The sequence below is a fragment of the Cupriavidus basilensis genome (genome assembly GCF_000832305.1).
Classification (GTDB): domain Bacteria; phylum Pseudomonadota; class Gammaproteobacteria; order Burkholderiales; family Burkholderiaceae; genus Cupriavidus; species Cupriavidus basilensis_F.
Window position 1 is genome coordinate 1,759,612 of the sequence record NZ_CP010536.1, and the last position, 23,240, is coordinate 1,782,851.

Below are 23,240 nucleotides of genomic sequence, written 5' to 3' on the forward strand. Positions count from 1 at the left end.
GCGCCGAGAGCCATAAAACAACCAGTATAGGCGGCACAAAATGATTGATGCATACGCAATCGGCACAACGCTGAAGTTGCACGACCACATTACGCCGCAACTGCTCAAGCTCTCGCAGGAATTCGCCAAGGTCGACAAGCTGGCGCTGCAGGTCAACAAGCGCCTGAAGACGATGGGCGCCGAGGTGGTTGGCGTGCGCAATCTCGCCGCCGCGGCGCGCCAACTAAACACGGGGCTGCGCGGCATCGCCGACCAGGCGCTGCGGGCCGAGCGCAACCTATACAGCATTCGCGGCGCCATCCCAAGCGGCGGCATTGGACTGGAAGCCGAGCTGGTGCGTGCGAACGCGCAGGCCGCTACGCTGCGAGCTCAGATCGCGGGCATGCGCGGCGCCGGCCGGGTGCCGGGCGGTGGCACCCCGATTCTGCCGGGCGCTGGCGGTGGTGGTGGTGGTGGTGGTGGTCGCCGCCCAGGCCACATCCACGGCGGCAACATGCACGTCGGCCCGAATGGCTTCGGCATTGGCGGCGTGGGCATGGGCATGGCCACCAACATGCTGGTGCCGCTGGCCGCCACCGGCGCGACGATCTATGTCGGTCACAAGTTCTACGAGGCCGCCAAAGACTACGAAATGGCCTTCGCCCGGTTCCGCACACTGAACCTGGGCGAGAAGGTCAACAAGGATGCCGACGCGTTCGCGACAGGCACCAAGCAGTTCGGCGTCTCGATGACCGAGCGCATGACCATCCTGCGTGACATGCACGAGGTCATGGGCAGCTATGAGGAGGCGAAGGCGGTCACGCCGCTGTTCTCGCGCATGCTGGCGGCCAACAAGGGGATCTTCGGCGAGGCTGGTAACAAGTTCGACACGAAGACCTTCCAGGCGCTGGGCAAGGTCATCGAGATGCGCGGTGGCACGTCCTCCGAAGCCGAGATGTTCCGGCAGGCGGACTTCGCACAGAAGACGCTCACCGGTTCCGCTGGCCTGGTCACCCCGTCCGATCTGCTGGCCTTCATGAAAACCGGCGGCGTGGCGACGCGCCTGCTGTCGAACAAGGCTTTCTACGAGGAATCGGCGCCGCTGATCCAGGAGATGGGCGGCTCGCGGTTCGGCACGGCGCTGATGAGCGCCCACCAGAACTTGGCCATGGGCCGCGGCTCGCTGAAGTCGATGAACGAGGCCGCACGCTTGGGGATCATCGACCCCCGCATGATCGAGTACACCAAGATCGGCACGATCAAGCAGGTGCTGCCGGGTGCGCTGACCAACGACGACCTATACAACAAGTCGAAATTCGAGTGGCTCAAGCAGGTCCTGATTCCGGCCATTCGCGCCAAGGGCGTGCGCGGCAAGGATGGGCTCATCACTGGCGACGCCATCACCGATGACCAGATCGTGAACGAGCTGAACACCCTGTTCAGCCAGCGCACGGCTAGCAATGCGTTTGCGCAGATGTTCCTGCAGCAGCACAAGATCGAGAAGAACATCGCGGTCACCGAGGGCGCGATGGGGATCAAGGAACTGGAAGATCAGTACAAGAAGTCTCCCGCCGGCGCCGAGGCGGAATTCAATGCGGCATGGACCGACTTCAAGACGGAGTTCGGCAAGAACATGCTGCCGGCTATCAGTGGAATGTTGACAACTGGCGCGAGCATCTTGCGGAAGATCGCCGACATCGGAAAGCCGAACCAGGCCGACGTCGAGCTATATCGCGGCGCGCGATTGACTCCGTCCGCGCAGGCGCGCTTAGGGGAGGTGAGTGGCGATCAGAACGATCGTCGCGCCGCCTCTCTTGCCGATCAATCGGTATCGGCGCGCGGTGCCAGCAGCGATAAGGACATCCACTGGACCGTCAATCTGGATGGCCGCAAGGTCGCGCAGGGCGTGACGCCCTACATCGCGGCGCAACTGGGCCTGTCGACCAACACCGGCGGCATTGACAGCCACCTGAGCCTGCCGATGCCCGGCTTGAGGTAACGCTATGACTACCCTAATCCTTGGTGATTTTGTCTTCCAGGACTTCGAGGTGCCCGAGGAGATTTCCTTCGGCGGTTCGCAGCGCCTAGCAATCAAGAAGATGGTTGGCGGCGTGCGGGACATCCAAGCCCTAGGCGCGGACCCGAAGCCGATTGCCTGGTCTGGCATCTTCATGCCGACGGAGGACGGCCAGTCGGCGCTCGATCGCGCGCGTCTGCTTGAGGCCATGCGCGACGCCGGGCTGCCTGTCGCGCTGGAACTGGACGAGATCTACAAGCTGGTCTACATCCGGGACTTCGACCCGGATTTGCGGTTCGGCAGGATTCCGTACCGGATTGCCCTTGAGGTGCTGAAGGACCTGGCCGCGCCGGTCAGCGACGACACCGCGCCGGATGCAGATGACCTGATCAACGGCGACCTGGATGCCGCCAACGGGCTGGCCGACAGTATCGGCGACAGCGGGCTTTCTGGCCTAATGGCGAACGTCACCAGCGCGGTCGGTCAGGTTAGAAGCTTCGTGGGCGCATCGCTGAGCACCATCGCATCGGTACTGCAGCCTATCAACGCCGCTGTGCGCAGCGTGAGCTCGCTGATCGCCACGACCGATTCGGTGCTGGCCAGCGTGGGCGTGCCGGCGGGCGTGCTGCCCTCCGTGCCGCTGGCCGGGAACATCGCGCGCTTCACGGCGCAACTGAACGCGACGGCCATGCAGCTTCCGCTGGTGCAGCTGCAGGGTGTGTTGGGCCGCATGTCCACCAACCTCGCGCAGATCAATTCCAGTGGGCGCTCGATCACGGTTGGCGGTGGCAACCTGTTCGATATCGCTTCGAAGGAATACGGTGACGCCACGGGCTGGACGCAGATCGCCCAGGCCAACAACATCACCGACCCGGAACTGCCAGGCATCACGACTCTGATCATCCCTCCGTACAGCAGCGGCGCGGGTGGCGGCGTACTCAGTGCATAGCGACCCATGACCTCATTCACGGAACCAACCGGGCGCCAGCCGCGCGGGGCGGTGAAGGTCAATGGCGTCCTCATCAATGGCTGGGTTGAGTTTGAGCTCGAAAACAATGCGTTCTATTCAGCCGACACGTTCCGCTGCACGTTCGCGGGCGCGTTGCTACCGCCAGACCGGGATGCCGCGTGGTTTTCCGAGCAACAGGACATGTTCGTCGAGCTCTTCATCGGCTTCCCTAGCGACCCGGTGAACTACGGGCCGTCCGACCTGAAGAGTTGGATCTACGGGCAGGCGGACGATGTCGTGATCGACCCGGTGACTAACACCGTCACGGTGCCCGGGCGTGACCTGACGCGCGTCTTCATCGACACCAAGACCACGCAGAAATGGCCCAACCAAACAGCGTCCCAGATTGCCACGGCGCTGGCGCAAAAGCACGGGTTGACGCCGATGGTGGAAACCACCACCACGCGGGTTGGGAAGTACTACGAAATCGACCACGTCAACCTTACCGACGAGCGGTCTGAGTGGGACATCCTGAACTACCTGGCGGACATCGAGGGGTTCCGCGTCTGGGTGCGCGGGCAGTCGCTGTATTTCCAGCCGCCCCCGGACCCGAAGACCACCGCACCGTACCGGATCGTCTACGAGGTCGCGACCGGCGCCGACGGCGTCCCGAAGGCCAACTTCGAGGCGCTCAAGATGCGGCGGGCCCTGACGGTCTCGCGCGGCATCCAGGTCAAGATCCGGTCCTGGAACAAGAAGTACGCCAAGGGCTTTGCGGTGTCCTACCCGTCGAACGTGAAGACCATCCGGGTCGGCTCGTCGGCGCTGGGCTCCGGTGCGCAGATCTACTCGCGCACGATCCCGAACCTCACGCAGGAACAGGCGCTGCAGCGCGCCCAGAGCTGGTACCAGCAGATCGTCGCGCACGAGATGCGGCTGGAAGGGTTGGCAATGCCGGGCGACAACGACCTGGACACCACCTCGATTCTCGATTTCAGCGGGACTGGCACTGCATTCGACCAGCAGTACTTCCCCGACACCATCCACCGCTCGATGAACTTCGACGGCGGCTACGACATGACCATCACGGCGAAGAATCACTCGCCGGAATCGACGATTGCGACCATATGAGCCGAGGAGACCACGCGCTGGCGAACGCCATCCGCCAGCAGGCCCGTATGGCGACCAACGACGTGTCGCAGCCGCGGCTGGCGACGATCAGCAGCTACGACGCGTCCAGTCACGCGGTCAAGGTGACGCTGGAACCACGCGACCCGGGCGTGCCGCCCACCGAGTCCAACTGGATGCCGCTGGGCGCCATCGGGATCGGCAACGGCTGGGGGGTGGCTGTCGGCCCGCAGATCGGCGACCAGGTGCTGGTGGTGTTCGAGTATGGGGATTTCAGTTCGGGCACGATCGTGTCTCGGATCTTCTCGGTCGCCCAACAGGCGATTGCGGTCCCGTCCGGGGAAATCTGGGCGGTACACGAGACAGGGAGCTTCGTGAAGCTGGTCACCAACGGCGACGTGGACATCAATGCTGCAGGGAAGATCACGGTAACCGCGGTGCAGGAGATTTCACTTACCAGCGAGACGAAGGTATCGGTCCATGCGCCGCTGATCAGCATGAACGGGGCCTGATCCATGCATTTATGCGCGAGCACGCCAATCCCCGATTTCAACAGCCTCTACAACGGCGCGTTATCGGCGATGACCTTCCCGCCCGGCTCGATCTCGATCCCCGCGCTGCCGACTCTACCGAATCCAATCTACCCAGACATCTCGAACATCAATGGCGAGATCGTGCAGCTCGTGCAGGAACTGCAGTCCTACCAGATGCTGACAACTTTCACCGCGTTCCTGACGCCGCTGACCTCGTTCCTTGGGCTCTCGCTGTCCTCGATTCTTCCGCCGATCCCCGGCACCGCATTGACGCTGATCGACTTGCTGGCAATGAACCCCGCACCGATCTATTCGGGAATTTCTGCGGCGCTGGCGGCGCACGGGCCCAGCATTTTCCCGTACCTCAAGACGCCCATCTTCGGAAGCCTGTCGGTCCCCTCTATCGAGCTGGTGACGACGGTGAAGATGGTCGTGAAGGGCTACATGAACAACCTGCTCGACACCGTTTTCGGGCTGATTAACCAGGTTACTGGCAATTTGCATTTGCCGGCCATGCCAGCACTGCCGACGTTGCCGACGCTGGCCCGCATCGAGGCGATGGTCATTGCCGCGTTTCCCGGCTTCGGAAGCCTCACGGCGCTGATCAACTCGGGGAACGCGTCACTGAACGCACTGCTGGGCGCCGTGGTGGTGCCCGGCTTCCCTGCATTGCCCGCGCTGCCGGTGCCGCTGATCCCGAACTACAGCAGCTACGAGCACGAGTTCAACGAGGGACTGAACGTGCTCTATTCATCGCTGGTGGCGTATCCCATGACGCTGATCATGAGCTTCGTCACCGGAACGCTTTCGATGCTGGGCTTTAGCTTCCCGACGGTCTGCATCACCTTCTGAGCCTCGCCACATGATCGATGTCTACCACTACTACGGTAGCGACCTTTCCGCGTCGCCGTCCGGGGACTTGATGCTGGCCGACCGGCCGACCACCGGCACGCAGCGCGTCTACCGGCGCCTGCTGACCAACCCGCAGCTCAGCAACGCGGCAGGGCAGCCCATTGCGTCAGCCGACTACACATGGCACCCAACTTACGGCGCCGGCCTGCCGCGCAAGGTGGGGTTGCCGGGCGACCTGGGCGCTACGAAGGCGCTGATCCGGGGGCAGATGCTACTGGAATCGGCGGTGGCACGGCAGCCGCGCCCGAACGTGAACCTGACGGACTTCGGTGACGGCATCAGTGCAGCCATCAAGTACACCGACACGAACACCGCGGCGGTGCAGTCGGTGACGTTTGATATCAACAAGTGAGCCATGGCGAATCTCAACACTCAGTCGTTCGCGCAGATCGTCTCGAACTTCGCCACAGCGGTGCAGGGGCGGGCGTCCAAGCTGGTGGATTTCACCATCGGGTCGGTCCTGCGTGCCATCGCGGAGGCGATGGGCGGCGTGTCCCTCTGGCTGCAGGGGCTGGCGCTGCAGGTGGGTGCGCTCACCCGTGCCGCCACGTCCAACGGAACCGATCTGGATTCGTGGTTCGCGCAGTTTGGCTTTGCCCGGCTGCCGGCGGTAGCTGCGACCGGGCAAGAATCCTTCGCGCGCTACACGCCCACCAACCAGGCGTTGGTCCCGGTGGGGGCGACGGTCCAGACGCAGGACGGTTCAGTCCTGTACACCGTCGTCGCCGACGCCACCAACGCTGCGTACAGTGCCGCGCAAGGCGGCTACGTGCTGCCGCCCGGCCAGGCCAGCGTGAATGTGACGGTGCAGTGCACGGTAGCGGGCGCCATCGGAAACGTCTCGGCAGGCGCGGTGAACACGCTCGGCACGGCCATTTCTGGCGTCGATTACGTCACGAACGCCGCGGCCTTCCAGAATGGCGTGCCGGCAGAAAAGGACGCGCCGGCGCGCGCCCGGTTCGTGCTGTACATCGCCAGCCTGGAGTCGGCGACGCTGCTGGCCGTCAAGAACGCCATCGCCAGCGTGGGCCTGAACATCACCGGGATCATCACCGAGAACCAGCAGTACAACGGCTCGACCCAGAACGGCTATTTCACAGTGATTGCAGACGATGGCACCGGCTATCCGTCCTCAACAACGCTGACCAACGTCGCCAACGCGGTCGAGGCGGTGCGGCCGCTGTGTTCGACCTACGGGGTGCATGGGCCGACGATCCTCACCGCCGCCGTATCGATGGCGATCACCACCGGCACCGGATACACGCACTCTGCGGTGGCCGCGCAGGTCGCCGCCGACCTGCAGGCCTACATCAATGGGCTCGGCGATGGGGTGCAGTTGCCATGGGCGTACCTGTCCACCGTCGCATTCGACGTGGAAGGCGTCACGAATGTCGCGAACGTGCTGCTCAACGGCGGCACCGCCGATATTGTCCCAACTCCGCAGCAGCGCGTCCTGGCTGGCGTAATTACGGTGACCTGATATGGCGACTGGTGATTCCGACGACATCCTGTCGCGACTGAAGGCCTACGTGCCCCGCGGCTGGTTCGGGGGCTGGGCGCAGGCCCCCATCATCACCGCGGTGCTGGGCGGCATCGCATCTGTTCTGGCGGTGTCCTACGCGCTGATCATGTTCTTCTGGGCGCAAACGCGCCTGCAGACCTCGACGGGCGGCTGGATCGACATCTGGGCGGCAGATTTTCTCGGAGGGACGCTGCCGCGCAAGCCGAACGAGCTCGATTCCAGCTACATCGCGCGCATCCAGGTCGCGATCTTCCAGAAGCGGGCCACGCGGCCGGCCATGATCAGTGTGCTGACGCAGTTGACCGGGCGCGCGCCGATTATTTTCGAACCGGCCAGGCCACTCGATACCGGCTGCTTCAGCGCGCCCACGTCGCCGGGCTTCTTCGGTGTGGCGCGCTTCGGCTCGATTGCCTGCCCATTCGGCGCACTCATCACGGCGTACCGGCCACTGGTGGCCGGGGGCTCGGCGGGCGCCGCCTACCGCAACGCTGCGGCCTGGTCCGCATTCAGCACGCCGCTTTCTCACGGCTCCTTCGGCTCGCTGTCCGAGCAAACGTCCGTGGCGACCGATGCCGACATTCTGGCGGCCATCAACGCCACGAAGCCCATCGCCACCAATATCGGCGTGCTCATCTCGAACTAACCCTGTTCCTCTCCATCCTTCGAAGGGCCGCCGTGCGCGGCCCTTTCCTATTGAGAATCCCCATATGCGACGCGTTGAAACGTATGTAGGCAGCCAGGTGTATGAGTGGTACGACTCTGCGCAGGCCCAGAGCACCATGACGGCGATTGCCAAGGTCTGCGCGGCGATCTTCGGCACCAGCGCAGTCGCCAACGGCCTTGCATGCACCCCCACGACGCCGGCATCCATAACCGTGCAGATCGGTGCAGGCGAAATCTACCAGGCCGCGCCGCTTGAAGCGACTGCCTGCGGCACGCTGCCGGCGAACACGACCTACAGCATCCTCAAGCAGGGCATCCAGCTCGGCACGTACACGACCGGCGCCTTTGCGCTGCCGAGCACCAGCGGCCAGTCGATCAACTACCTGATCGAGGCGCAGTACCAGGATGCGGACATCAGCCTGGACCCGACCACGGGCACCGCGCCGGTCGTGCTGCAGTTCTACAACTCGGCCAATCCGACGCAACCGTGGGCCGGCCCGAACAACACCGGGGCGACCAGCAACACCTTCCGCGACGGTGTGGTGGCCTACCAGGTCAAGGCGGGCGTCGCCGCGGCGACGGGGTCACAGGTTACGCCGACGCCCGACACGGGCTGGGTCGGCTTGTGGGTGGTCACGGTGCCGTACGGCGCGGCGTCGCTGACCAGCGCGAATATTGCGGCCTATCCGGGGGCGCCGGTACTGCCCGGCGGCGTGCTGCAGTCCGCCATCAACGGCAACCTGGTCTATGGGGGCGACAACGGCTCTGCCAACGTCGTGCAGGCCAGCTTCCCGCTGCCGTCGGCCACGCTCACGGACAATCAGCAGTTCTGGGTCAAGATCAAGGCCGCCAATACAGGGGCAACGACGTTCACGCCGAATCCTGGTGTGATCAGCCCGGCGCCGGTTGTCGGTGCGGCGCACCAGGCGCTACAAGGAAACGAGCTCGTGGCCAACGGGCGCGCATTGTTCGTCTGGCGCGCGGACATCAGTTCGTTTGTGTTGTTGGAATGTACCGGCGGCGCACTGCAGGTTGCTGCGGCCGCGCAACCGCAACATGCCGCCCAGCTCGGCCAGATCGGCCACGGCCAGTGCCGCCTCTCCGTCGTCAGCGGCACGTCGCTGAAGCTGGCGCCGTACAACGGCAACAACCTCGTCATCAACGGCGTGCCGCAGCAGGTCTCTGGCGCTGGCGTGACGATTGGCAACGGTGGCCTCGCCGCCTCGACGCTGTATTACGTCTACGCGTACATGAACGCCGGTGCGATGGCGCTGGAACTGTCGGCCACGGGCCATACGACGGGCTCGACCGGCATCGAGCAGAAGACAGGCGACGCGACGCGGACACTGGTTGGGATGATCTACACCAGCGCAGCCACGCCGGGTCAATTCTCCGGCGCGCTGTGCCATAACTTCTTCAACCGTCGGATGTTGACTGGCGACAACATCACCAACGGGTCTCCGGTCAATTTCACCAATACGAGTGTCGCAGAGGTTACTGCGGCGCTCCGCGTCAGCATGCTGTGCTGGGGCGATGAAGGGTTCTCAGCCGCCTGCAGCGGGACGGCATCTGTGGCTACGTCTGGCGGCGTCGGATCGCTGGGCCTGGTCGCCGATGGGATTCAGTTCGGCAGCTACGGAAACTTCGGATTGGCGGGCAGCGCAATCTTTGCAGAGACTTTCGCCGTCACGGGGGCGAAGACGCTTACAGAAGGTCTCCACATCTTCCAACTATGGGGCGCAGTGACCTCAGGTGGTAGCGCAGCGCTAGGGGCTAGCAACGGCCAAGTCAACATGTCAGTCACCACGCGAGGTTAATCATGGTAACGAGGAAGAGAATCGGATCGAACTTCTTTGCTGATCTCGTCGCGCATGGGAATCTCGTGGGCCAGCATTTCAGTTGGAGGGCCGACGGGACCATCGAATTCTTCGACGACACGCCCCAAGATGTGGTGGCCGGAGTGTTGTCGGTATACGATGCACATGTTCCGTCGGACCCTGCTGGACCAGCATAAATGCCGGTAGAATTGGGGTATGAAACCTACTCAATTTCTCGCCGCTGGCTTCGTGGCTATGACTCTGATCGGAGGCTGCGGCTCTGACCAGAAGGCCGACGCAACGCGGGTTGGCAACGTGTCAACTGCTAGCTACGGGGTTTTGCCAGGGTCTCCGGCAAAGCCGCTGGCCTTGGTTTTCACCACGGACGTCGCCAATTCGCTGAATGGCACTTTCACGTCAGTCTCGAAGACTTTGCAGGCGGCGGGTTACACAATCGCCGCTGTCGATGTCACTTGTCACGGTCAAGACCTGCAGGCCGGTGAGACAGCGGGCCTTGGTTGCTGGGCTACTCGCGTTCAGCAAGGCAATGGCGACATCTTTGCCCCCATGGTTAAACGCGCTTCGGATGCGATCTCTGATCTCGTAGCCAAGGGAGTGGCGAGCGGGGTGGATGTCGTGGCAATCGGCGTTTCGCGCGGCGGCTATGCTGCCCTTCGCGCGGCTGCCGCGGATTCTCGCATCGGGACGGTGGTCCTCCTGTCGCCGGTGACGGACTTGGCAAGATTGACGGAATTCCGTGGCATTGTCGTCGATCAGTCGATGTATGGGCTCGCCAACGACTTTGCAAAGTTTGCCGGTCGTCGCATCTTCATGCAGATCGGAAACAGCGACGATCGTGTAGGCACCGCTGAAGCAATCTCCTTCGGCGTAGGTGTCGTAGCTGCGGGGGCCGGTAATCCTGTGGATTTCACCACAATAATCACCCCGAACAAAGGGCACGGCACCGCGTCGCAGGATATAGCAGCCCAGTGGATTCTGAAGGGGCCTGAGTCAGATTCCGGCAATGCGCCGTAGTGCCGGAGCGAACCATGCTCCGGATTCCCTGTGGAGCTTACCGAAACACAGGAAGAATCGAGCGCACGAGTGGGCGGTTCTCAAAGATCCTGGATGCAGCTTTGGAAATCCAAACGATAGCTGGGACGAAGCTCACCCCCGCCACGATGCTTAACGCTGTGGAACTTTGAATTGTGGTTTGGAAAATGCCGAATGCGAACAGCAGAAGCGGCATGTGGACGATATACAGCGTGTATGAGTAGGCGGCGGCAGGTGCAAAGGCCGTAGGGACACGTATTGCTCCGGAAAGCAACAGTCCGAGAATCGCCGCGAAGCAAAGCCCCGTGGTCACGTTGAAGAGCACGAGAAAGTGCCAGGCGCTGCGGGCATCTGCTACGGTCAATGACTTGTACGCGAACGCGGCAGCGGCAACAGAGAAGGCTGCTGTGGCCGCCCGCAGATACTTGGCAGGCGGAATCCAGTGGCGGTCGTGCAACTCGGACAGCGCGTAGCCGGCCCACCAGACGGGTAGGTAGTAGTAGAACTGATCGTTGTTCCAGCCGACGTAGAAGAGCGCAGTCGCGGCTGGCACCGACAGGATCTTCCACCATCCTCTCGGCCAAGCAATGATCGCAGCCAGAACGTAATACCAGACCTCGATGGAAAGGCTCCAGAGCGGCCCGTTGGAGGATGGGGTGTCCGTAAAGAAGTCATTCAACGCCAGCGCAGCCCCAAGCATCTGAGTGGGCTCGAAGATGAATGCTTGTCTTGCGAGTGCATTTCGTTCAGCAGGCAGAAAAGCATTTGAGCCGCTTGGAAATACCGCTGGCGCCAGTTGGTACAGCAGCGCCATCAAAACGACGGAGAAAAGGAGCGGGGGCCAAATACGGATGACACGGTCCGAAAGGTACTTCCGCAAGAGAAGGTTGCCGTCGTGTCGAGCAATATTGCCTTTAATCGACTTGGCAATCAGAAAGCCGCTCATCACGAAGAACACCATTACAGCGCTCTGCGAGAGAAGCCCGAACCATGGGCTTAACTTGTCGTAGGCAGGCGCAACCACGATTTGGTTCGTATGACCCACCAACACGGCCAGGGCTGAAAAACCACGAAGAGAGTCAAGTTGTTTTGACTCGTTCTCGGAGAGGGGTCGGAAATTGTGGCTAATGGGCTTCATCCGTGTTGGAGGGTGTCGTTTTGGTGGTTTCGCGCTGCCAGCGCAGGATATTACTACACGCGCCTATTTTACTTTTCCAGATTGCCGCCAGAACTGACGGCGCTACAAAGCCCGCCACCGCGCGGGCTTTTCTCTTTTGGGTGACCCGTCCTGACTAAGGTTGACACTTTTCCCGCAGCAATGAGGAGAGTGTCTTGGATATAGATCGGAAACGAACCCAACGCGACTACACGCTGGCTTTTAAGCTGGCGGTCGTTGAGGAAGTGGAAAAAGGCGAACTGACGTACAAGCAGGCGCAACACAAGTACGGAATCCAGGGGAGGTCCACGGTGCTGGTATGGTTACGCAAGCACGGACTACAGGACTGGAGCGGCTCGTTGCCACAGGGCGCCCGGTACGCGACGATGGAAAAGCAAGGTAAAGCCAAGCCCCGCACGCCGGAGCAGCGCATCAAGGAACTGGAAGTCCAGTTGCGCGAGGCGCAGGAGAAGGCGCGACTGTTCGAAGCAGTGATCGACGTGATTCAGAAGGAGCACGGGGTACGCGTCGTAAAAAAGCCTTCGGGCAAGTCCTCGCGCAAGAGCTCGTCCAAGGGCTAAGCGTTAGCAGGGCTTGCCGTTACTTTGGCATCAGTCGCCAGGCGTACTACAAGCGCCGCCACAGCGAGCTTCGACAAACGGCCCGAGACGCCAGGATCTGCGCATTGGTCACCGAAGTGCGGCTGCGCCAACCCCGTTTGGGCACGCGAAAACTGCAGCGGGTTCTGCAGGCGCCGCTGGCGAAGGCAGATATCCGGGTGGGCCGAGACCGGCTATTTGATGTTCTGCGCGCAGCCAGGCTGCTCGTGAAACCGCATCGGGCGTATCACAAGACCACTAACAGCCATCACCGTTTCCGGTGCCATCCCAATCTTCTCAAGGAGGGGCCGCAGAAGGTAGTGCCCACGGCGGCCGAGCAGGTCTGGGTCGCTGACATTACGTACCTTCCCACCACCCAGCAGACCGTCTATCTGAGTCTTGTTACGGATGCCTGGTCGCGCAAGATCGTGGGCTACCATGTCCATGACAGCCTGCAGACCGAGCAGGTGAGCCAGGCGCTGAAAATGGCACTACGCTCGCGCCGGACCCGGCAGACGCTGGTACATCATTCGGATCGAGGAATTCAATACTGCGCGACCTACTACCAGGCCATCCATCAGCGGCACGGTTTGACCTGTTCCATGACCGACGGCTACGACTGCTACCAGAACGCCATGGCCGAGCGCATCAACGGCATCCTCAAGAGCGAATTCCTGCTGAACCGACCAACTGACCTGCAGCAAGCGGCTCGCATGGTGAAGGAGTCCGTACAGATCTATAACCGTGAACGCCCCCATCAAGCCCTGAAATACAAAACGCCCGATGAGGTTCATCGGGCGTCTATTACCTTGGAACGCTAGGCGCCCACGGCGCCACAAAACCTGTCAACCTATGTCAGGACTTGACAGGGTACCAGACATGGCCGCAGGCAAGCAGCTCAAAGATTTCCCGGATGCCGCCCCCATCGGCGACGCCGATCTTCTCTACGGCGCCCAATCCGGCGCGGAAAAGCGGATGACACGCGGCGCCCTGGTCGCGCAACTGTCGTTCCCCACCTTCGCCGCCATGCAGGCCGCTCTGACGGCTGGCGCGTTCACTCTCCCTCGGAAGGTGCTCGTCATGGTGGATGAGACGTTCAACAGCATCCCGACCGAATACACCATCGACGCCAACGGCCACGGCTACCAAGTGGCGTCCATTCAAAGGTTCTAAGCGATGACGACCTCCGTATTTTTCCCTGTAGGCGTTTCAAACCAGTCGACGTCGGGCACGCTGGCGGCGCTGAATGACGCCGTGACGCTCGCGACCGATTCCCTGGGCTCTGTCGGCGTCAACCTCTCCGGCACGAATGCCGGCGCGACGGTCGTGATCGAAGGGCTTATCGCCGGTACGACCTGGGACACGATCAAGGTCTACCCCCTCGTGGCGGGCGCTGCGGGCGTGATGTCCATCACCGCAGCGGGCGATTTTGAATTCAACTGCGCCGCGTTCAAGCAGGTTCGCGCGCGGCTGTCGGTGGCTGGTTCGGGTTCCTTCTCGGCCACGCTGAATGGGACTGGTGCTGCGAAGCACATGGCGGTGAAGAATGGGAATCCGGCGGACATGCAAGTGCAGCCGGTACCGGCCAGCATCCCGCCGACGGATCGCAGTGGTTCGATCGCCGCAGGCGGTACTGCGCAGGTGCTCATGGCGGCCAATGCCAACCGGCGCGCTTGGTGGATTCAAAACAACTCGTCGGGCGATCTTTGGCTGAATGAGATTGGCGGTACGGCGGTACTTTCGCAGCCGTCAATCCAGATACAAGCCGGGGCGCTCTATGAAACCCCTGCGTCCTACTGCTCGCCGTCCGCCATCAGCATCATTGGCGCGACGACTGGTCAGACTTTCACCGCTCGGGAGGCTTGATTATGCCGATGTCGTTTCCGCAAAAAAGGCCTAGCCGGGTGCAAAATTGGGCGCGTAGCTTCAACAAACTGCGCGATCCATACGGCGTCATGGCCTCGCCCCCAACCATCACCCTTGGCGGCTCATCTTCTGCAATCAATGCCTTCACCTCGGGCAATGTTTCGCATCGATTCGACAATGTCAGCCTTCGGCATTCTGGATGCGTGGTCATTAATGACGGCACGAATCGCGGGGTTGGCACAGGCACCACCTTTGCCGATGGGTCAAACCAAGCGAACAATAGCCCCATTCGCACGTGCTTCGTTACGGATGAGCCTGTTTTTGAGGCGTGTTTTCGCGGGACTCAATTCGGACAGGTCGGCATTACCGTCCGCGATCTGTTGGGCGGTGATCAATATGCCGCAAAGACTCGCGCCATCTCGCTTCCGAACAGTGGAAATCCATGTTACGTCAAGTTTGACTTTGGCGATGCCGCGAATACACGCACTTATACTTTGGCGCAGATCAGCAAAAGCGCGGGTGGATCTGGCTACGCAGTAGGCGATCAGATCACGCTAGCTGGTGGTACCGGCACTGCGGCTGTGCTGAATGTCATTCAGGTGAGCAGCGGGGCCGTCTCCCTGGTGGAAGTTCTTAACATCGGCGCCTACACGGTCGTCCCGACTGGCACCATTTCGCAAGCATCGACCACAGGCAGCGGCACTGGCGCGACGTTCGTCAGCCCAATTTGGCTGGCGGCCTACGCCACTCGCCGCCTGCGCGAGATTGAGGTGATCTGGCATGGCTCGGGCCTCAAGTTGTATGGCATCAACGTACGCTCGCAAGGAAGCATCCTTCCGTACCCGGCGCCCCCGAATCAACCAATTTTGGCTCAGATAGGCGACTCCATCTCTAGCCTGACCTACGGCAACTATGCCGGCGAGCACATGGGCTACATCATGGCCCAAAGGCTCGGCATGGCTGATCGTTGCAAGGTAAATGCTATCGGTGGGACTGGATGGGCCACAGTCAATAGCGCAGTTACCCCAAACGGTCCGGCGTGGAGCGACGACAAGCGCATTGCTGATTTCGTTGCTATGAATGCAGACGTGTATGTATTTTGGGGGTCGCAGAATGATGCGGCCGCCGGTTCGTCGGTAGTAACTGCCGCAGTTACTAAGGTGTTGTCCGCTCTGCGCGCCAACAACCCGGATTGCTACCTCATTGGGCTGGGGCCTATTGTTGCGTCCGGTGCCGCAGCAACCACCTTATCTAGCGCTATCGCTGCTGGTTTTGCGGCGCAGGATCAGACGCGTACGGCCTATATCGACTCGACTGCCGAGGGGTGGCTGATGACCACGAGCACCGGCAAGGCGACGGCGGAAACCGGGGTTGGCAATTGGGACTTCTACGTTGCATCCGACGGTGCTCATCCGGGAGGATTGGGCCGCGACTATCTCAACTATCTGGCGTCCCTGCGTGTCGCAACGACGTTGCAATCACTGGTTGGCACCTAAACAAAACCACAGCCCGCCCCGAGCGGGCCTTTTCATTTCCGGGGTCACAAATGTCCGAACCAATCAGCGGCAGCGCCGCAGGCGTAGCCGGCTGGAAGCTAATCGGCGGTCTCGCCGGTGCGGGGGCCATTGGGGCCGGTCTCGCATCTCTCGTTGTGATGTGCATGATGACGCCACGTAGCAGGAAGGAATGGGCGGTAGGGTTGACCTCGACTGTCGTCGGGTCAGCGTGCGGCGGATCTGCCGTGATCATGAAATATGGGCTGCTGGTCTGGGCGCGCGAGTACATCGGCCTGGTGGCGCTGATCGGATTGGCGTTTGCCTGTGGGTTGCCTGCGTGGGCCGTCGTCCGGTGGACCTTCAACTTCATCGAGAAGCGCGAAGGCAAGGATCTGGGCGAGGTCGCTCAGGACGTGCGTGACGCGGTGACGGGGGGCAATCATGGCTGACGCACTCGTCACTGCCGCCCAGCTGCACGCCATCATGCCGCTCGCCGGCGCGCGGGCCGACGTGTTCGCCGTGCCGCTGGCTGCCGCGATGCTGCAGTTCGAGATCAACACGCCCACGCGGGTGGCCGCCTTCGTGGCTCAGGTCGCGCATGAGTCTGGGCAACTGCGCCTGCTGCGCGAGATCTGGGGACCAACGCCGACGCAGCGCCGGTACGAGGGGAGGGCGGACCTCGGCAACACCGAGGTGGGCGACGGCAAGCGGTTCATGGGGCGCGGCCTGATCCAGGTCACCGGCCGCAAGAACTACCTGCTGTGCGGGTTCGGGCTGCACCTGGACCTGCTGACGCATCCCGAGCTGCTCGAGCTTCCCGTGCATGCGGCGGCGTCTGCTGGATGGTACTGGCACACGCACAACCTGAATCGGTTTGCGGATGCCGGTGACTTCGTGGGCCTGACGCGGGCTATCAACGGCGGGATCAACGGTATCGCCGAGCGGCGGGCGTTTTGGGTGAAGGCCAAGGCAGTGCTGGGCGCGTAGCCCCAGTTTTCCCTCAGCCCCACCACATTTTTCTCATTCCAGCCGCCTTCGGGCGGCTTTTTGCATTTCTGAGGCCCCTATGGCTGTCACCGATACCCACGAAGAGAAAGAGACCCTGGCCGTCGACGTGCTGCTGCCCGGGCACGAGGCGCGCACCACCACGCCGCTGTTCCTGCATTCCAAGAAGACGTTGATCGAGCGCGAGGGCGGGCGTTGCTTCATCTGCGGAGAGACGGCAAAAGTGAGCGGCCATCCGCTGGAGGCCCACCACCATCCCATCGAGCGCTCGCTGGCCAACATGATCGACTGGGCCAGCGTGGCTGAATTCGCGCGCGCCGGCGCGCTGGGCCCGCACGCGGCCACATTCGACTGGGACAAGTTCGACCCGGCCGATCCCTACACCTTCGTGGACGACATGACGGTCAACGGCCTGCTGCTCTGCAAGGCCCACCACACCGGCAAGGACGAAGGCATCCACGACATGCCGTTCCCGCTTTGGATCGCACAGAAGTACGCGCGGGAAGGGTACCAATTCACGCCGACGGAGGTGATTCACCATGCTGCTTCTTGAAGCCGTCTGTGCGGCCATCAAAGCCGTCTTCGCCACGCCCGAACGGATCTTCTTTGCCACCGTGCTGATCATCCTGGCGCTGGCCGGCGGGTCGGTGCTGACCTACCGGCATGAACGCGACGTGGCGCGCACGAAGCTGACGCAAGCCCAGGCCGACCTGGTCAAGGCCCAGGGCGACAACAAGGCGCTGGCCGGCTTGGTTGCCACCCAGAACGCGGCGGTGGCCGACCTGGAGGCGAAGGCCAAGCTGCGGCAGTACCAGGCGGCAAAGGCCGACGCCGAGGCGCAGGCGGCCCAGTCCAAGTACACGCTGCTGGCCGGGAAGATCCAGGCGCAGGTGCCTGGGTCGGATCAGTGCGCATCGCTGCACGGGCTGCGGCAGACCTTCACGACCGAGCGGGGGAAGCTATGAATGGGCAAATTGCGCAAAAACGCAATTCTGCGGCGCTGGCGGCACGCAGGAATATTTTGGGAATAATTTGCGCCGCGTTTTGTAGTCTGGCCGGATGCGCCGCCGCGCCGCAGGTGATCGAGAAGCCGGTGGAGGTGAGGGTGCCGGTGGCCGTGCCGTGCAAGACGGCTGAGATCCCCGAGCCGGACTGGCCGCTGGCGAAGGTGCCGGAGACGACCAGCGACTTCGAGTGGTTCCGGGCGGCGCTGGCCGAGCTGGCGTTGCGGGCGGGGTATGAGGTCAGGCTGCGGGCGGCGGTGGCGACGTGTCAGTGAACATCCATCCTTGCGACAGATGGAAAAAAGGGGTGTAGGCGGCAGGGTAGACGCCTACACCCTCGAGGTTTGGCAACGGGGGTCAATCTGTCGCCGAAATCAATTGTGGTGCGTTGCAGCAATCTTAGTACCCTTCCGAGGAAGGGATGCGTCGCGGAGCCGCGAGGGGCGGAGGATCTGGAGAACGAGGTGCGGGAGCGGCACGGGTGACGTGGCGCAGCAGCCTCCGGCGCGTCGCGTTGCCCCTGCGTGGCTTGCTGTGGCATCCTTCGGGGATAACGAGGGGTCACATGAACAAACTTCTATTGCTCGGCGTCGCGGCGGCTGCCGCCTGGTTCTATTTCAAGCAAGCGCCCAAGGCTGAGCAAGCTGCTCAACCTGCCGAACCCATGATTGAAGCGACGACATCTCCTGCAGCTTCGCCGGTCTTTCAGTGCCAGGGGAAGCAGCATTGCAGCCAAATGGCTTCCTGCGAGGAAGCTCGTTTTTACCTGCGCAATTGCCCAGGCGTGAAGATTGACGGCGACCACGATGGCATCCCTTGCGAAGTGCCACCACTGCAGTGTTCGTAGATGGCGCCGGGCCAGCGCGCGACGTGTGACACGTGGCTGAAGGCGGCCGTAGCTGCATGCCAGTGAGCTCGTGGATGGTCTAGGATCAAATCGTCGATGACGACATTGGAGACCATCATGCGTATGTCGATGCAAATTACCGGGCGTGCCGGCCACGCGATACCTGCAAATCCCAATTGGCCGAGCAAGGTGCCTGGACACCAATCAGGCCCCGGCAGAGGCAACAACCCGCCGAGCAAGGGAAAGTAGATCGGGGCTGGGGCTAGTCGGCGACTTTCTTGGGGTGCTCGCCGACGTGCTCAGCCGGGCTGACCAGCGCGCGGGAATCCTGGCTGGGTACGCTGACGCCGCCCGCATCGCCGGGCAGGCCTGTGAGCGCGCATACGACGCCCTAAGCGAATCTGGACAAATCAAAGATCTTCAATGATCTCTCGCGTGCCGCGAATGAGATCGCCGACATCGCGGAGTTCGATCTTGTCCCATTGTGCATGCAGCGCTTCGTTGCGCACGGCCGCGTGGGCCTTCCAACGTTTCGCCTTCACCGGTGTGATCGTGCCCTTCTTCACGAGGGCATCGATGAGCGGATCAAGGTTTATCCCGGCCTGGGGGACGCCAGCCTTGTCGGCTGTCTTCCGGACAGCGTCCTCGAAGACAGCACTCGATAACACGGCCGATTCCGTTATTTTCCCTCGCTTGTGATAGTCCTCAGCATGATCAAGGAACTCATCAAAAGTAGATGCGGTGTAATAAAACTCCGCAGTACGAAGTAAGCCAAGATCAAGTTCTTCCGCCAAAGACCTCAACAATCCAATCGCCGCGTCCAATGCTTTCGTTGGCACTCCGGTTATGAGTGAATCGTCGCCAAGGATCTTGGCGATTTCACTTGAAAAATGCGAGTCTGAGGGTGCGGAGATTCGGATCAGATTCTGCGCAGAGGAAAGCCAAGCCCGGGAATCCTGAATTGCTGCAGTATCAGTCACCCAATATTCTCTACCGTATCTTTCGGAGCGCTTGACCGTCGCCTCGATGGCCACGCCTCGCGCGATCAATTCATTGCATCTCTGAGAAATTTCTTCCGATTTCATATTTCTTTCGTCTCGGGCAGTCAGTGCTGGGTGCAAGTCTACCGCGAATGTCTCCTGCCAGTTGAACCGCTCCGGAGGCACCGGCCGGCGCATTTGATTTTCACCCAGTCGCGCGGGAGCAGACGCCGGCCCGATAGGTACCACCGGCGCGCTTGCCGACGATCCCCTCCAGATTCAGCGCCAGCGCATTGGCGTAGAGCCATTTCCCATCGTCGACGTCCTGGGCATACAGCAGGCCGGCCGGCGGATCGGCCAGCACCGGTACCCGTAGTACTTTTATGCGCGCCGATTGGACTTGCAATTGACCGAGGGCGCGCGTGTTTAGCGAGCGTTGGGGCCGAGTCTGCTCTTGTGGGGCCGGGCTAAATGAGCCGGTGCCATTCGGCACTGATTAGCGGTCCTTTGCTTCCAGTCCCATGGCTCGTGCAACGGAGGCTATAAGTTCGCGCCCCACGGCGCTAAGCGGTTGCGTGTTGTCCCTATGCATTTGTTCGCGGGCGTTCTCTAGCTCCGAGCATTCCCGTTCCCATCCCGCTAAGGTCTCCTGCCATTCCTTGACTTCTTTGTCGTGTTCCTCTGCATTGCGAACCGCGACCTCATGCCTGCTCACAGCATCCCTTTCCGCAAGCCAATAGCAAGCAGCGGCAGCCAATAGGGCCACGACCGGCCCGAACATTTGCAGGGCAATAGCAGCCACAATCAGGGTCGGAACGATAAGCGCAGCGCTGCTCCTCTTCGGCTCCGGCAAGGGCGTCGCATCCGGCCGATAATAGGCAGTGTTCGCCTTGAGCATCACTATTGCGAGATCGCAGTACTGTCGACGTAGATTGGCGTCGGTGATAAGTCGTGCCCGCTCTGACAATCCCATGTTTGGATTCGCGCCGTCCAGGCCCGCCGTCGCCACAAACTCCTTGAAGGCCTTTCTAGCAGCTTGCAAATTCTCATACAAGGAATCCCGGCTCAGTTGTTTCATGGCGTACCCCCATGCAACTAGTTTAGCCCGTTCCAGTGGACCCGGGGCCTAACGACTCACAAGGCTGATGCCGACCGCAACGGTGCTGGCTGCCGCTAAGGTCGCCGACATCCATCCACAAAATTGACCAACTATATTAAGAACTCTACCGGCCTTTGGGCGATCGAAAATCCCAGCCATACTTTCCGACAGTTGCCCTGTAAGCGAGATCCTGTCTTTGACTTCACTGGCCATCCGCTCAAAACTCTTTCCGCCCAAATGCATATTGAGCACGGCCAGCAGCACTGCGAAGCCGTATCCGAGCAGAGTGGCTGGCCCAATGCATTGCGGGGTGAGCTTGTTGCTAGCCAGAAGCGTCGATACACCAGCGAATCCGGCGGCGTTGAGAATCACTAAGTGTTTTACAGTTTCCAAGTCCCATATGGACGACATTTTGGCTAACCTCGCCCACCATTCTCCAAGCGAGTCGCGGATACGTTGACGGCGAGCAAGCTCCAACGCACACTCGTCCTGTTTCGGGTCTTGCGTGGTCATTGGATTCTCCAAGGTCGCGGCGCCGGCTCGGCCGCCATGAGTTCGGATGGATAGGGCCGCATGAAGCTCCTCGCCCGCTCCGGATCCCGGCAGGTCAGCCAGTCATCCCACTCCGCCCGCGGCAGGATGACGATCATTCGTTTTTCCTTGCCCGGGGCGTGGAAGCGATTCATCAGCGGGTGTTTGTCTGAGTTGATGGTCAGCATGGTGAATGAGTAGGCGCCATCCGGCCAATCCCGCCACAGGCCCGCGATGGCGAACTCGGGCTCGTCCTTCAGCCAGATCCGCCAGCGCACCGACTTTGCTTGCCCTTCTGCATAGAACGGTTCGTAGAAACTCGACGCCGGCACCAGGCAGAGTTGCCCCTTCTTCCACGGCCCCGAGAACGACCGCTTTTCGCCGACCGTCTCCGATCTGGCGTTCGTGGTATCGAACTTGGCCACGCCCGGCGGGATGCGGGTCTTCGGCACCATGCCAAACGTGCCCACAAGCGCCTGGCGCGCGCCGTCGCCGTTGCCCACGATGATCGGTGCGGCATAGTCCGGCCAGGTCTCCGGCGGATAGTCCAGAGGTGGCGGCTCGACGCCGAAGACGTCGCGCAGCAGCTGGCGCTGCACGGGGGCGTAATTAGTGCACATCCTCATCTCCTGGCAGGGGCGTGAGCGGCAACACCCGCCGCGCCTTCTCCGAGACGCGCCGGTGCTTATCCTGCGCATCTTGCCACGTTGGCGAGGTGAAGATCTTGTCGATGCCGCCGCCAATCAGGTGGGTAAGGAAAACCGGTTTGTCGCTCATCTTGTCCGACCATGGGCAGAAGCATGTCCAGACGCGGGCATCCTGCTCGGGAAGGTCGGTGCGCAGCACGAAGCGTTTGAACCAGCCCCTCAGAAATTCACGATGGGCGTTCCCGTCGAGCGTGTGGACTGGCTGGCCGTGAGGGTCCAGGAGGTACAGCTGCATGCTGAACGGATTGCCATAGGCATCTGGCGTGCCGCCGCGCACGGCTTGGCGCAGCGCGCGTACCCAATTCTCTGGGGTGTTGGGGGGCATGGTGGGGCGGGTGCAGCTAGTCAGCGGCGCGGGAACCGAGCGCGCAGCGGCGTCGTCACCGCCGGCCGGGCCACCTTGATCCGGTGGTGCTGGCCGTCCTGCTCGAACGACAGGTAATCGGCCGTCCACGCCATCTTCTCGATATGACGCGTCTCGATGCCGTGCACGGTGACGGCGTTGGCCGACACCGTGACGCCTTCGCAGTCCAGGCGCAACTCGGCCGTGTCGCCGGGCAGGAACTGGGTTTCCAAGAAGATCGATGCCGCCTGGTAGGTCACAGGGAACATGCCATCTCCCGCTGGGTGGCATAGTGGCGCTCGCCGCGGGTGCGCAGGCGGATGGCGCGCGGGCCGGCAAACTCAATGCTGTGGGCGAGCTGGAAGCTCAGCGAGGCGCCCTGGTAGTCGAACGCCAGGCGGTCGATGGTCCACGGTAGCGCCATGATCGCGGCGGTATCGACCCCCGTCAGGGTGATCGTCGCGCTGGCGGCCTGCGCGGCGGCCTCGACCTCGGGATTCCAGGTGTCGGCGGTGAGCAGCGGGTCCTCGATTGTCAGGCGAGGGCAGCGGATGGCCAAACGGGCCGCTCCGTGGGACTGGCTATATAGATAGGCCGCTTCAGGGGCGCAGGCGAACATGTCTCTCTCACTGGATACTGTATGGATGTCCAGTATAGGAGTCGTCCTAATGCGGGTGCTGATAGTTGAGTTAACTGTATGGATATACAGTGTCGATGATCGCGGAGACCATGCGGCGCATGGGGCGCGGCGGCAACCGCGCGCTATACTGGCTCCCACCGCGGGTTCGGGATGCGATTCGGGTGCCAGTTCGATTCGGGGCGCTAACGGCGACTTTGGCCCCAAACCGGCCCCATAAGTGCACTAAGTGATTGATTTCAAAGTGGGAGGGAGTCCCCTCCCTCGCACCAAAGTCCTCTTTCCGCACTACCCAAATCCACACCAAATCATGCCGCAAACCTAAGCCCCACAAGGGTTTCTAGGCGTTTGCGCGTCTCGGCATTCGTGTCGGGAATGCCGCACAAAAACCCACGAA

General features: G+C 61.9%; 30 protein-coding genes. 21 read left to right on the top strand and 9 right to left on the bottom strand.

What is annotated here, in order from left to right:
• Positions 1-40: 40 nt before the first annotated feature.
• From RR42_RS08315 to RR42_RS08365, 10 genes are all read left to right on the top strand, one after another.
• Positions 41-1,978 (top strand): hypothetical protein, encoded by a 1,938-nt coding sequence (locus tag RR42_RS08315; RefSeq protein WP_043345598.1) that lies wholly within the window; start codon positions 41-43, stop codon positions 1,976-1,978.
• A gap of 49 nt (positions 1,979-2,027) precedes the next feature.
• A complete protein-coding gene (locus tag RR42_RS08320; RefSeq protein ID WP_236701997.1) occupies positions 2,028-2,945 on the top strand; it encodes a LysM peptidoglycan-binding domain-containing protein in 918 nt (305 codons plus the stop codon).
• Positions 2,946-2,951: 6 nt separating this feature from the next.
• A complete protein-coding gene (locus tag RR42_RS08325) occupies positions 2,952-4,076 on the top strand; it encodes a phage late control D family protein (protein ID WP_043345612.1) in 1,125 nt (374 codons plus the stop codon).
• Positions 4,073-4,585: a phage baseplate assembly protein V gene (locus RR42_RS08330; protein WP_052494529.1), complete on the top strand. Its 513-nt coding sequence runs from the start codon at positions 4,073-4,075 to the stop codon at positions 4,583-4,585. Before RR42_RS08325 ends, RR42_RS08330 begins: the two co-directional genes overlap by 4 nt.
• 3 nt (positions 4,586-4,588) lie before the next feature.
• Positions 4,589-5,458, top strand: coding sequence for a hypothetical protein (locus tag RR42_RS08335; RefSeq protein WP_043345614.1), 870 nt, complete (start codon positions 4,589-4,591; stop codon positions 5,456-5,458).
• A gap of 10 nt (positions 5,459-5,468) precedes the next feature.
• Positions 5,469-5,870 (top strand): hypothetical protein, encoded by a 402-nt coding sequence (locus tag RR42_RS08340; RefSeq protein ID WP_043345617.1) that lies wholly within the window; start codon positions 5,469-5,471, stop codon positions 5,868-5,870.
• 3 nt (positions 5,871-5,873) lie between these two features.
• Positions 5,874-6,998 (top strand): baseplate J/gp47 family protein, encoded by a 1,125-nt coding sequence (locus RR42_RS08345; RefSeq protein WP_043345621.1) that lies wholly within the window; start codon positions 5,874-5,876, stop codon positions 6,996-6,998.
• A gap of 1 nt (position 6,999) precedes the next feature.
• Positions 7,000-7,683: a hypothetical protein gene (locus tag RR42_RS08350; RefSeq protein WP_043345624.1), complete on the top strand. Its 684-nt coding sequence runs from the start codon at positions 7,000-7,002 to the stop codon at positions 7,681-7,683.
• Positions 7,684-7,819: 136 nt separating this feature from the next.
• Entirely contained in the window at positions 7,820-9,520 is a 1,701-nt protein-coding gene (locus tag RR42_RS37670) for a hypothetical protein (RefSeq protein ID WP_144409781.1), read from the top strand.
• 216 nt (positions 9,521-9,736) lie between these two features.
• A complete protein-coding gene (locus RR42_RS08365; RefSeq protein WP_144409782.1) occupies positions 9,737-10,555 on the top strand; it encodes an alpha/beta hydrolase family protein in 819 nt (272 codons plus the stop codon).
• Between the two features lie 37 nt (positions 10,556-10,592).
• On the opposite strand, the gene RR42_RS08370 is transcribed toward RR42_RS08365, so the two are convergent.
• Positions 10,593-11,711, bottom strand: a complete 1,119-nt coding sequence (locus RR42_RS08370) for an acyltransferase family protein (protein ID WP_043345630.1) — start codon at positions 11,709-11,711, stop codon at positions 10,593-10,595.
• A gap of 194 nt (positions 11,712-11,905) precedes the next feature.
• Between RR42_RS08370 and RR42_RS08380 the strand changes: the two genes are divergently transcribed.
• The 11 genes from RR42_RS08380 to RR42_RS40970 all read left to right on the top strand — a co-directional run bounded on the left by RR42_RS08380 (position 11,906) and on the right by RR42_RS40970 (position 18,973).
• Positions 11,906-13,149 (top strand): IS3 family transposase gene (locus RR42_RS08380; protein WP_144409723.1). Its coding sequence is split into 2 segments (ribosomal slippage): positions 11,906-12,259 and positions 12,262-13,149, totalling 1,242 coding nucleotides; the frame shifts between segments, so codons are not numbered across the junction.
• Between the two features lie 58 nt (positions 13,150-13,207).
• Complete coding sequence (locus RR42_RS08385; protein WP_144409783.1) at positions 13,208-13,501, top strand: hypothetical protein; 294 nt, start codon at positions 13,208-13,210, stop codon at positions 13,499-13,501.
• A 3-nt stretch (positions 13,502-13,504) separates the two neighbouring features.
• Positions 13,505-14,194, top strand: coding sequence for a hypothetical protein (locus RR42_RS08390; protein ID WP_043345637.1), 690 nt, complete (start codon positions 13,505-13,507; stop codon positions 14,192-14,194).
• Positions 14,191-15,690: an SGNH/GDSL hydrolase family protein gene (locus RR42_RS39540; protein WP_144409784.1), complete on the top strand. Its 1,500-nt coding sequence runs from the start codon at positions 14,191-14,193 to the stop codon at positions 15,688-15,690. Before RR42_RS08390 ends, RR42_RS39540 begins: the two co-directional genes overlap by 4 nt.
• A 50-nt stretch (positions 15,691-15,740) precedes the next feature.
• On the top strand, positions 15,741-16,139 hold the full coding sequence (locus RR42_RS08400; RefSeq protein WP_043345641.1) for a hypothetical protein: 399 nt from the start codon (positions 15,741-15,743) through the stop codon (positions 16,137-16,139).
• Positions 16,132-16,677, top strand: a complete 546-nt coding sequence (locus tag RR42_RS08405) for a glycoside hydrolase family 19 protein (RefSeq protein WP_043345645.1) — start codon at positions 16,132-16,134, stop codon at positions 16,675-16,677. Before RR42_RS08400 ends, RR42_RS08405 begins: the two co-directional genes overlap by 8 nt.
• 79 nt (positions 16,678-16,756) lie before the next feature.
• Positions 16,757-17,248, top strand: coding sequence for a hypothetical protein (locus RR42_RS08410; RefSeq protein ID WP_043345648.1), 492 nt, complete (start codon positions 16,757-16,759; stop codon positions 17,246-17,248).
• Positions 17,235-17,660 (top strand): hypothetical protein, encoded by a 426-nt coding sequence (locus RR42_RS08415; RefSeq protein WP_043345653.1) that lies wholly within the window; start codon positions 17,235-17,237, stop codon positions 17,658-17,660. The genes RR42_RS08410 and RR42_RS08415 overlap by 14 nt, the downstream gene beginning before the upstream one ends.
• On the top strand, positions 17,657-17,974 hold the full coding sequence (locus RR42_RS08420) for a hypothetical protein (RefSeq protein ID WP_236701998.1): 318 nt from the start codon (positions 17,657-17,659) through the stop codon (positions 17,972-17,974). Before RR42_RS08415 ends, RR42_RS08420 begins: the two co-directional genes overlap by 4 nt.
• Positions 17,975-18,264: 290 nt before the next feature.
• Entirely contained in the window at positions 18,265-18,546 is a 282-nt protein-coding gene (locus tag RR42_RS38345) for an excalibur calcium-binding domain-containing protein (RefSeq protein WP_082054831.1), read from the top strand.
• A 295-nt stretch (positions 18,547-18,841) separates the two neighbouring features.
• Positions 18,842-18,973, top strand: a complete 132-nt coding sequence (locus RR42_RS40970) for a DUF2514 family protein (protein ID WP_236702037.1) — start codon at positions 18,842-18,844, stop codon at positions 18,971-18,973.
• Here RR42_RS40970 and RR42_RS08425 read toward each other — a convergent pair.
• The 8 genes from RR42_RS08425 to RR42_RS08455 all read right to left on the bottom strand — a co-directional run bounded on the left by RR42_RS08425 (position 18,957) and on the right by RR42_RS08455 (position 22,765).
• Positions 18,957-19,631 carry a hypothetical protein gene (locus RR42_RS08425; protein WP_144409785.1) on the bottom strand — a complete coding sequence of 225 codons (675 nt, stop codon included), beginning with the start codon at positions 19,629-19,631 and terminating at the stop codon, positions 18,957-18,959. The two genes, RR42_RS40970 and RR42_RS08425, sit on opposite strands and share 17 nt — an antisense overlap.
• Before the next feature lie 100 nt (positions 19,632-19,731).
• Positions 19,732-19,890, bottom strand: coding sequence for an ATP-dependent DNA ligase (locus RR42_RS39545; RefSeq protein WP_201777356.1), 159 nt, complete (start codon positions 19,888-19,890; stop codon positions 19,732-19,734).
• 132 nt (positions 19,891-20,022) lie between these two features.
• The gene (locus RR42_RS08430) at positions 20,023-20,604 is read right to left on the bottom strand and encodes a hypothetical protein (RefSeq protein ID WP_043345658.1); all 582 of its coding nucleotides are present in this window, start codon (positions 20,602-20,604) and stop codon (positions 20,023-20,025) included.
• Between the two features lie 48 nt (positions 20,605-20,652).
• Positions 20,653-21,138, bottom strand: a complete 486-nt coding sequence (locus RR42_RS08435) for a hypothetical protein (RefSeq protein WP_043345659.1) — start codon at positions 21,136-21,138, stop codon at positions 20,653-20,655.
• The gene (locus RR42_RS08440; RefSeq protein ID WP_043345661.1) at positions 21,135-21,776 is read right to left on the bottom strand and encodes an SOS response-associated peptidase; all 642 of its coding nucleotides are present in this window, start codon (positions 21,774-21,776) and stop codon (positions 21,135-21,137) included. The genes RR42_RS08435 and RR42_RS08440 overlap by 4 nt, the downstream gene beginning before the upstream one ends.
• Positions 21,766-22,188: a hypothetical protein gene (locus tag RR42_RS08445; protein WP_043345666.1), complete on the bottom strand. Its 423-nt coding sequence runs from the start codon at positions 22,186-22,188 to the stop codon at positions 21,766-21,768. Before RR42_RS08445 ends, RR42_RS08440 begins: the two co-directional genes overlap by 11 nt.
• A gap of 20 nt (positions 22,189-22,208) precedes the next feature.
• On the bottom strand, positions 22,209-22,475 hold the full coding sequence (locus RR42_RS08450; protein WP_043345669.1) for a hypothetical protein: 267 nt from the start codon (positions 22,473-22,475) through the stop codon (positions 22,209-22,211).
• Positions 22,463-22,765: a hypothetical protein gene (locus RR42_RS08455; RefSeq protein ID WP_236701999.1), complete on the bottom strand. Its 303-nt coding sequence runs from the start codon at positions 22,763-22,765 to the stop codon at positions 22,463-22,465. The genes RR42_RS08450 and RR42_RS08455 overlap by 13 nt, the downstream gene beginning before the upstream one ends.
• Between the last annotated feature and the right edge of the window lie 475 nt (positions 22,766-23,240).